This window comes from Fructilactobacillus sp. X2R6C1 (genome assembly GCF_059901295.1).
Map to the genome: position 1 here is coordinate 183186 of NZ_JBWXUZ010000003.1, position 9325 is coordinate 192510.

Here is a 9325-nt window from a genome sequence, read left to right on the forward strand (position 1 = left end):
TCCTGATGAACAGAAATAACAACGTTGAATACTTGAATTCTGCTTCAAGGAAAAGTAAAGCAAACCAACATCAAAGAGATAATAAGAAGTTAAGTAAAAGAACCAAGAGACTGGTTGCTCTCGTGGCAATATTTGCCGTGGCTTTTTTGGCGCTCGGGTGGCAAATTGTTAGTGGAATGAATCAAATTCACGGTGTGAATGCCCAAATTACCAAAAAAAAACAGGATTACCAGGTTGAAAAACAAAAAGAAAAGAATCTTAATGAACAAATTAAGCTTTTAAATAACAAGAATTATCTTCAAGAATTGATGCGAGCTAAATATTATTATACAAAACCAGGCGAAACTGTTTACAGTTTCCCACAGAATAGTAAGATTGGTAATGAATAGAGGATTACTAGGATGTAATCTTCTTTTATTTTACTTTAAAGGATTATGTTATAATTAACACAACATTTATTAGGAGGAATGGCTTTTTTATGACAATTAAGGTTGGAGAGAAGGTCACTGGGAAAGTTTCAGGAATTACTAATTTTGGAGCTTTCATTGATCTAGGCGATCATAAGACTGGACTAGTTCATATCAGTGAGGTTTCTGATGGTTACGTAAAAGATATTCATGATATTCTGTCGGTTGGCGATGAAGTGACCGTTAAGGTTTTGAGCATTGGGGATGATGGTAAGATTGGTCTATCAATTCGCAAAGCTTCCGATCATCCAGAAAAAGAATCACATCAACATCATGGTGAACATAATCATGATGAGCATTCACACTACGGGCACTCAAATAACGGGAATCATGGACATCGCAGTGGCCGCGACAATCGTAATGGCCATAAGGGTAAGAATGAAAGCTTTGATGATTTGCTTTCAGACTTCATGAAAGAAAGCGAAAGTCGGATGTCCGTCATTAAGAAAAACACAGAAGGAAAACGCGGCGGTCGTGGTGGTCGTCGTAGTTAATGAACGAATAACTGGGCAAATTGCTCGGCTTTTTTGTTTTGGAGGTTAATTTGAATTTACGTAATCAAATTAATTCGTTGGTTAAGAAGAAACAGTGGTGGAAAAAAGACGAAAATGTTGTGATTGGGGTCTCAACTGGAGTTGATTCCATGGCTTTGTTAGATTTACTCCAACACTTAAAAGATTTTAAACCTCATATTATTGTTGCTCATGTTAACCACCATTTACGAAAACAAAGTGAGGTTGAAGAACGGTTTCTGATTGATTACTGTAAGAAACACCACCTTGATTTGCGGGTTGGCAATTGGAATCACGACCAGATTAGTAGTGGGGTGGAGAATCAAGCTCGTAAGTTTCGCTATCATTTTTTTGCGGAAGTCATGAATGATTTTAATGCTTCAGTCTTGTTAACGGCTCATCAAGAAAATGATCAAGCCGAGACCATCCTTATGAAACTCATTCGCAGTGGGAATTTGTTTGAGGTTCAAGGAATTAAAGAGAGTCATCCCTTTAATGGAGGAACGATGGTTCGACCATTACTACAGTTTTCGAAAAAATCCATCCGTTTGTATGCTAAAAATCATTCGTTAACATGGTATGATGATAAAACTAACTTTGAAAATACGGTCCTCCGTAATCGGATTCGCAACCAGGTTTTACCAGAATTAATTAAAGAAAATCCTAATGTTATCTCTCATTTTGCTAAGTTTGCTAGTAATTTGCAATCGGAACTCGACGGATCAAGTGGTTTCGCTCAAGCTGATCTTTTGAGACATGACTTAAAGATTAAAAGAGATTGCGTAAGTGCCGAGTACGATACAACGTCAATTAATCAACTTTCCATTTTACTTCGCACATTGTTAAAACAGTTGACGTCAACGGTTACTCTTTCTGATAATCAAATTACTGAAATTTTGACTTTAGTTAAAGATTTTGGAAAACCACAGGGGAAATTGCGAATTTCAAATGCTTATTTTTTTGAAAAAAGTTATAATAAAATCATGTTTTTTAAACAATCTCCTAACAATTACGATGATCACCGTGATGAAAGTTCGTTTGTGGTAGAATTAAACCAGTGGAACCGCAACGTTAATGGATTTAATTTTGGTATTTTTGATGAAAATCATGTTCCAAAGGGAAACTTTTGGCGTCGAAGTCATTTTGATTTGGCGGACTCTCAGTTTCCCTTGTCAAAAAGATCCTTTAAACCGGATGATACCGTTGAACTCAAGAATGGCGGTCATCAGAGTTTAAGAAGATTGTTAATTAATCAGAAAGTTCCAAGTGCCAAGCGACGTCACGTGCAAGTACTGGTGGACAGTAAGGAGAGTGTGTTGGCCGTCATTGGTTATAAGGAAAGCAAGTGGTTGCCTAAGGGTGCAACTCACGGGTATGAACTTTTAATTACGCGAAAGGATATAACAAATGAATGACGATATTGAGCGGGTCTTATATAGTCAAAAAGACATTGCTTCTGCAGTAAAAAGGCTAGGGAAGCAGTTAAGTAATGATTATCGAGACAAAAAGCCACTAGTGGTTTGTGTGCTGACTGGGGCAGTGTTATTTATGAGCGATATTATTCGCCAGATGGACATATATCTAGATCTTGATTTTGTCGATGTTTCAAGCTATAAGGGTGGGACTGCTTCAACCGGAAAAGTTGAGCTCATCCGTGATCTTGATGGTGATGTTAGTGGCCGTGATATCATTTTTGTTGAAGATATTATTGATACAGGACGCACCCTTCAATTTCTTGAGGATTTGGTTTCAGATCGAGGAGCTAATTCAATTAAAGTTTGTACCATTTTTGATAAACCTGAGGGAAGAGTTGTCCCTGCCAAGGCAGATTATGTGGGTTTTAACGTTCCAAATGAATTTATTGTCGGTTATGGACTTGATTACAAGGGTTTTTATCGTAACTTGCCGTACATTGGAATTTTAAAACCTTCAATTTATTCGGCCTAAACGGTCGTCCATTTAAAGTAAAAGTGATAACATTCTATTTGTTATCTTTTCGAGAAATTAGATTGGGAGGCACAAATGAAAAATAATAAAAATGGGCTTTTTAAGAGTAGCCTATTTTATATCATCATCTTTGTGGTTGTCATGGGTGTGATTATGCTTGTCACTGGTGGTGGCAGCGGATCACAAAGCACTCAAACTCAGGGAATTCGTTCAAGTCAATTTACAAATGATTTGCAGACGAACAAGGTTAAAAACTTCTCTGTTCAACCTTCTGGCGGTGTATATAAAATAACTGGTCAGTACAAGAAGCCCCAAAATGTTAAGCAGAAAAATAACGGGATTCCGCTTAATTTTAGTAATGGAAAACTTACCAAGTCGAGTAACAATACTTACACTAAGGTAAATGGATTCACTACTAGCATTTTAAAGAATGACTCATCGGTTAGTCAGATTACCAAGTTAGCTAATAAGAATAAGGTGCCGATGAGTACTAAAGAAACACAATCGAATAGCTTTTGGTTAAACTTAGCAATCTCAGTTCTACCATTATTAATCTTCATTTACTTGTTCTACATTATGATGAAGCAAGCTGGTGGAGCAGGTGGTGGCGCTGGTGGTGTCATGAAAGTCGGAAAGAGCCAGGCTAAACCAGTTAAGAGTAATGTTAAGTTTAGTGACGTTGCTGGTGAAGATGAAGAAAAACAAGAACTGGTCGAAGTTGTTGAATTTTTAAAGGATCCCAAGAAATTCACGAAACTGGGCGCCGTCATACCAAAAGGTGTCTTACTTGAGGGACCTCCTGGTACCGGTAAGACGTTGTTAGCCAAGGCGGTTGCTGGTGAAGCAAACGTTCCATTCTACTCATTATCAGGGTCTGATTTCGTTGAGATGTTCGTTGGGGTTGGTGCGAGTCGTGTTAGAGACTTGTTTGCTCAAGCTAAGAAGAATTCACCGGCCATCATCTTTATTGATGAAATTGATGCCGTTGGACGAAAACGTGGATCCGGAATGGGGGGCGGTCACGATGAACGTGAACAAACCCTTAACCAGTTGTTGGTTGAAATGGATGGTTTTACTGGTAATGAAGGTGTTATTGTCATTGCCGCCACGAACCGTTCTGATGTTTTAGACCCAGCCTTAACTCGTCCAGGTCGTTTTGATCGGAAAATCTTAGTTGGTCAGCCTGATGTTCGTGGACGAGAAGCAATTTTGAAAGTTCATGCCAAAGACAAACCACTTGCTTCTGATGTTGACCTTCATGAAATTGCTAAACAGACTCCCGGATTTGTTGGTGCTGATTTAGCGAACTTGCTAAATGAAGCTGCCTTACTGGCCGCGAGAAATGGTGATAATGAGATTAATGCGGCTGATATGGATGAAGCTGAGGATCGTGTTATTGCTGGACCGGCTAAACGTAATAAGGTTATTAACGAACACGAACGTCAAATTGTGGCTAACCATGAAGCTGGTCATACCATCGTTGGTTTAGTATTAAATGACGCTCGAGTTGTTCATAAGGTTACCATTGTTCCAAGAGGTCGTGCTGGTGGATATGCCATCATGCTGCCTAAGGAAGACCAACAATTGATCTCAAAGAAGAACGCTCAAGAACAATTAGCTGGGTTAATGGGTGGTAGAACTGCTGAAGAAGTCGTTTTCCATTCTGAATCATCTGGTGCTTCAAATGACTTTGAGCAAGCCACTAATCTTGCTCGTGCCATGGTTACTCAATATGGAATGAGTGACAAGATTGGAACCGTGGAACTCGAAAGTCCTAACCAAGATCCATACGCTGCTCCTAAGTACTCACAGGAAACCGCAGCTAAGATTGATGATGAAGTGAAGTACTTTATTGATGAAGCTCATGGTGAAGCTAAGGAGATTATTGAGGGTCATCGTGATCAGCACAAGGCAATTGCGGATGCGTTGCTTAAATATGAGACGTTGGATGAAAAGGAAATTTTGAGTCTCTACAAGACCGGTAAAATGCCTGAACATTCAACCAATAGTGATGAGTACCCTAGTGAAAATGAAACCTTTGAACAAGCTAAGAAAGCCATTGACGCTAAGGAGCACGAGCACGAAAAGAAACTTGAACAAGAAATTGATCATTCTGAAGAAAAACACGATAAAAATCATGATAGTAATTCAGATCACCAAGATTCTGATAATCAAGATCAATAAACGAAAAGAACGTTGGGATCAAAGCCCACGTTCTTTTTTAATCTAAGGAGGGAATAAAATGAATGATAAAAATGATGTATTAGTTAAGGCACTTACTAAAGATGGGATGTTTCGGGTTTACGGCTTAAACGCGACTGGAATTGTCAGTTATGTTCAAAAAATTCATGATACCTGGAGTACATCAACGGCAGCACTTGGAAGAACGATTGCTGCAACCTTGATGCTGTCGGCCTCAGTGTTAAAGGGAAAAGAAAGCATGACCGTTCGCTTAAATGGACGTGGTCCAGTCGGCGGAATGGTTATTGATGCTGATGCTAAGGGACACATTAAGGGATACATTCAGAATCCTCACGTTAATTTGCCACTCACAAAGGATGGGAAAGTTGATGTTTCTAAGGGTGTAGGAACGAATGGTTTTTTAGAAGTCGTTAAAAATCAGGGAACAAGTGAGCCTTACACTAGTGATGTTCCACTCGCAAGCGGTAAAATTGGTGATGATTTTACTTTTTATTTAGCAAAGTCAGAACAGATTCCATCAGCCGTTGGAGTTTCAGTTGACATTGACGGAGAAAACAACGTCCAAAGTGCCGGGGGATATTTGATTCAAGTCATGCCTGGTGCTTCTGACGAGGCAATTGATAAGTTGGAGCAGACTTTAAAGAATGCGCCCAGTATTTCGTCTATGTTAGAAAAGGATCCTAATCCTGATCACATTTTGGATGAGTTATTTGGCACGGATAATCTGAACGTTATTGATCATATGCCAGTCGAATTTGTCTGCAATTGTTCCAAAGAAAAATTTGCCAAAGACATTGCGGGAATTGGTAAGAAGGATCTGCAGCAATTGATTGATGAAGATCATGGGGCACAGGTTGTATGTAATTTTTGTGGTAAAAAGTATAACTTTTCGGAAGATGAATTGGTTGATTTACTGAATGAGAGGGATAAGTAGTATCAAAGAGCGTGCTGTCATACGGTTCGCTCTTTTTTGTACGGGTATGGTATTATATAAAATGTTTGGAAACAATTTAGATGAGGTGAAAAAATGGAGTGGAAAATTGGAAACGTAACGATTCCAAATCAACTAGTAGTAGCTCCAATGGCTGGAGTTACGAACTCAGCCTTTAGAATCATTTGTAAAAAGTTTGGTGCGGGATTAGTTGTTTGTGAAATGATTTCCGATCGTGGAATTATGTATAACAACAAAAAAACGTTAAGCATGGTTAACGTTGATCCTAATGAACACCCAATGAGTATTCAGATTTTTGGTGGAACCAAAGAAACTTTGGTGGAGGCTGCTAAGTTTATTGATCAGAAGACGGCTGCTGATATTATCGATATCAACATGGGTTGTCCCGTAAATAAGGTCGTTAAGACCGATGCCGGGGCTAAGTGGCTCCTTGATCCAGATAAGGTTTATGAAATGGTGTCATATGTAACTGCTGCCGTTAAGAAGCCAGTAACGGTTAAGATGCGAACTGGTTGGGATGAGGATCATGTTTATGCGGTGCAAAATGCGCTTGCTGCTGAGGCGGCTGGGGCTTCTGCTGTTGCGATGCACGGTCGAACTAGAAAACAAATGTATACCGGTCATGCTAACTGGGAAATTTTAAAAGAAGTTGCCGATGCATTGACGATTCCGTTCATTGGAAATGGTGACGTGACTACTCCACAACAGGCTAAACAAATGATTGATGAAGTAGGTTGTGATGCAGTAATGATGGGCCGTGCCGTTGAAGGAAATCCCTGGATTTTGAGGCAAACTGAGCACTATCTAGCAACTGGCGAATTAATCCCGGAACCAAGTGTTGAGGAAAAAATCAACACTGCTAAAGAACATTTGCATGGGCTGGTTCGAATTAAGGGTGAATATGTTGGGCCAAGACAATTCAGAGGTCAGGCAGCTTATTACTTGAAGGGAATTTCTCATTCGGCTCGAACCAAAGTAAAGTTAAACAATGCTGAATCTGAAGCAGAGATGGACCAAATCTTCGATGATTTTCTAGAAAAAGATGCGATGAGAAACGCACGGAAAAATGCATAATTACGATGCTTAACTATGTTATTATGAATGTAAGTTACTAGTTTGGGGGATTTGAATTGGCACAAGAGAAGAAAATGAATGACCAATTAAAAGTTCGTAGAGAAAAGATGCAAGAGCTACGAGATGAGGGAATTGATCCTTTTGGTCATGCCTTTAAGCCAACTTATTTGGCAAAAGATTTAGACAAAGAGTTTGATAAGTACGATAAGGAAGAATTAGAACAAAAAGATGTCAAGGCTACAATTGCTGGGCGAATGGTAGCTAAACGGGGCAAAGGTAAAGTTGGATTTGCCGATATCCTTGATCGTTCGGGTAAAATCCAGGTTTACGTTCGAAAAGACGTTGTTGGAGAAGAACAGTATCATATCTTTAAGCGTGCTGACATCGGGGACTTTCTTGGCTTTACTGGTGAAGTAATTAAGACAGACATGGGGCAACTAACCATTCGTGCGACATCCATTACTTTCCTATCAAAGGCACTTCGTCCACTTCCTGATAAGTATCACGGATTACAAAATAAAGAACAAAAGTATCGTCAGCGATACCTTGATTTAATCTCAAATCGTGATAGTTTTGAGCGTTTCCAGAAGCGGAGTGAAATTATTAAGGCAGTTCGAAACTTCTTGGATAATAAGATGGACTTTACTGAGGTTGAGACGCCAGTATTACACACTACTGCCGGTGGAGCATCCGCTCGTCCATTTATAACTCATCATAATGCTTTAAATATTGATTTATATTTGCGAATTGCACTGGAACTTCATTTGAAGCGTTTGATTGTAGGTGGCATGGGACGTGTCTACGAGATTGGCCGTGTGTTCAGAAATGAAGGGATGGATAAGGAACACAATCCTGAATTTACTGAACTTGAGACCTATGCTGCATACTTTGATTTTCATGATGTAATGGATGAAACCGAAGGAATTTTTAGGGCCGCTGCCAAAGCCGTTAGTGATGATGGTAAGGTTACGTATCAGGGTGAAGAAGTTGATTTGAACCAAGAATTTGATCGGATTCATATGGTTGATGCCGTGAAAAAATATACGGGAGTTGATTTTTGGCCTAAGATGTCGGATGATGACGCTAAGAAGTTGGCTGATAAACACGGTGTGCACTATGAATCATACTGGAAAGTTGGTCATATCATTAATGCTTTCTTTGAACAGTTCGTTCAACCAAAGCTAAAGAAACCAACGTTTGTTTATGGTCATCCAATTGAAATTTCTCCTTTGGCAAAGAAAAATGCTGATGACCCAAGATTTACGGACCGTTTTGAATTATATATTCTTGGTAATGAATATGCTAATGCTTTTTCTGAATTAAATGATCCAATTGATCAACGTCAACGTTTTGAAGCTCAAGCTAAGGAACGTGAAGAGGGGAATGATGAAGCTCAGGGTATCGATGAAGACTTTATCGAAGCACTTGAGTATGGCATGCCTCCTACAGGTGGATTAGGAATTGGAATTGATCGCTTGGTAATGCTTTTAACTGATGCACCATCCATTCGTGATGTTCTCTTGTTCCCAACTATGAGACCAGAAGATAATTCTGATAATCCACAGGATGAAGATAATAAAAAATAGATTTGTTTGATAGAAAAAGAGATGATTTTGATCATCTCTTTTTATTTGTACAAAAATGATTTGAAACATTGGTAGAATAGCTTTTGTAAAGATTGATCATTTGTACGATTACGTTCATTTATTAGATGGAAAATAAAAATTGAAAAAAGTTTGACCTTTTTTGACCAAAAGTGTTGACAAAGTATTTGAGCGCATGTATAGTAGTAAATGCTCAGTGAGAGAGAAAAATGATTTGATAATAATTAATAAGTCACTGATTATGAACTAAGTTAATTATCATAAATATTGCTCTTGCACTAAAGTGCAAAATACTGTATTATATTTGATGTTGCAGTAATGGTTTTGCCGATTGCTAACAAATAAATTTAAAATAATTGAGTTTATCTGTTGACATTTAAAACGCAACGTAGTATAGTTAAATGTGTTGCGTTAAGGAAGAATTAAACAGCAACAATCAAGAGTAGATCTTTGAAAACTGAACAAGATTTTGATTACAAGTGTAAGGTAGTTTTAAGTTGTAGAACTTAAAATTAAACATTTGCGAAGTCAATTCGCTTTTTAATTCTTTTGAAAAAGAATAACAAC

At 38.5% G+C, this 9325-nt stretch carries 8 protein-coding genes; all 8 read left to right on the top strand.

Annotation, left to right across the window (positions count from 1 at the left end):
• The first annotated feature begins 5 nt into the window (after positions 1 to 5).
• The 8 genes from AC6UDF_RS04795 (at position 6) to lysS (ending at position 8740) form a co-directional block, all read left to right on the top strand.
• Positions 6 to 389, top strand: coding sequence for an FtsB family cell division protein (locus tag AC6UDF_RS04795; RefSeq protein WP_500723949.1), 384 nt, complete (start codon positions 6 to 8; stop codon positions 387 to 389).
• Positions 390 to 478: 89 nt separating this feature from the next.
• Positions 479 to 961: a S1 domain-containing RNA-binding protein gene (locus AC6UDF_RS04800; RefSeq protein ID WP_500693972.1), complete on the top strand. Its 483-nt coding sequence runs from the start codon at positions 479 to 481 to the stop codon at positions 959 to 961.
• 50 nt (positions 962 to 1011) lie between these two features.
• Positions 1012 to 2394 (top strand): tRNA lysidine(34) synthetase TilS, encoded by a 1383-nt coding sequence (gene tilS, locus AC6UDF_RS04805; protein WP_500723951.1) that lies wholly within the window; start codon positions 1012 to 1014, stop codon positions 2392 to 2394.
• Positions 2387 to 2926 (top strand): hypoxanthine phosphoribosyltransferase, encoded by a 540-nt coding sequence (gene hpt / locus AC6UDF_RS04810; protein WP_500693970.1) that lies wholly within the window; start codon positions 2387 to 2389, stop codon positions 2924 to 2926. Before tilS ends, hpt begins: the two co-directional genes overlap by 8 nt.
• A gap of 75 nt (positions 2927 to 3001) precedes the next feature.
• Complete coding sequence (gene ftsH / locus AC6UDF_RS04815) at positions 3002 to 5110, top strand: ATP-dependent zinc metalloprotease FtsH (RefSeq protein ID WP_500723954.1); 2109 nt, start codon at positions 3002 to 3004, stop codon at positions 5108 to 5110.
• A 58-nt stretch (positions 5111 to 5168) separates the two neighbouring features.
• Entirely contained in the window at positions 5169 to 6062 is an 894-nt protein-coding gene (gene hslO / locus AC6UDF_RS04820; protein WP_500723956.1) for an Hsp33 family molecular chaperone HslO, read from the top strand.
• A 93-nt stretch (positions 6063 to 6155) separates the two neighbouring features.
• Positions 6156 to 7154, top strand: a complete 999-nt coding sequence (dusB, locus tag AC6UDF_RS04825) for a tRNA dihydrouridine synthase DusB (RefSeq protein ID WP_500723958.1) — start codon at positions 6156 to 6158, stop codon at positions 7152 to 7154.
• A gap of 56 nt (positions 7155 to 7210) precedes the next feature.
• Positions 7211 to 8740, top strand: a complete 1530-nt coding sequence (gene lysS, locus AC6UDF_RS04830) for a lysine--tRNA ligase (protein WP_500723960.1) — start codon at positions 7211 to 7213, stop codon at positions 8738 to 8740.
• The last annotated feature ends 585 nt before the right edge of the window (positions 8741 to 9325 follow it).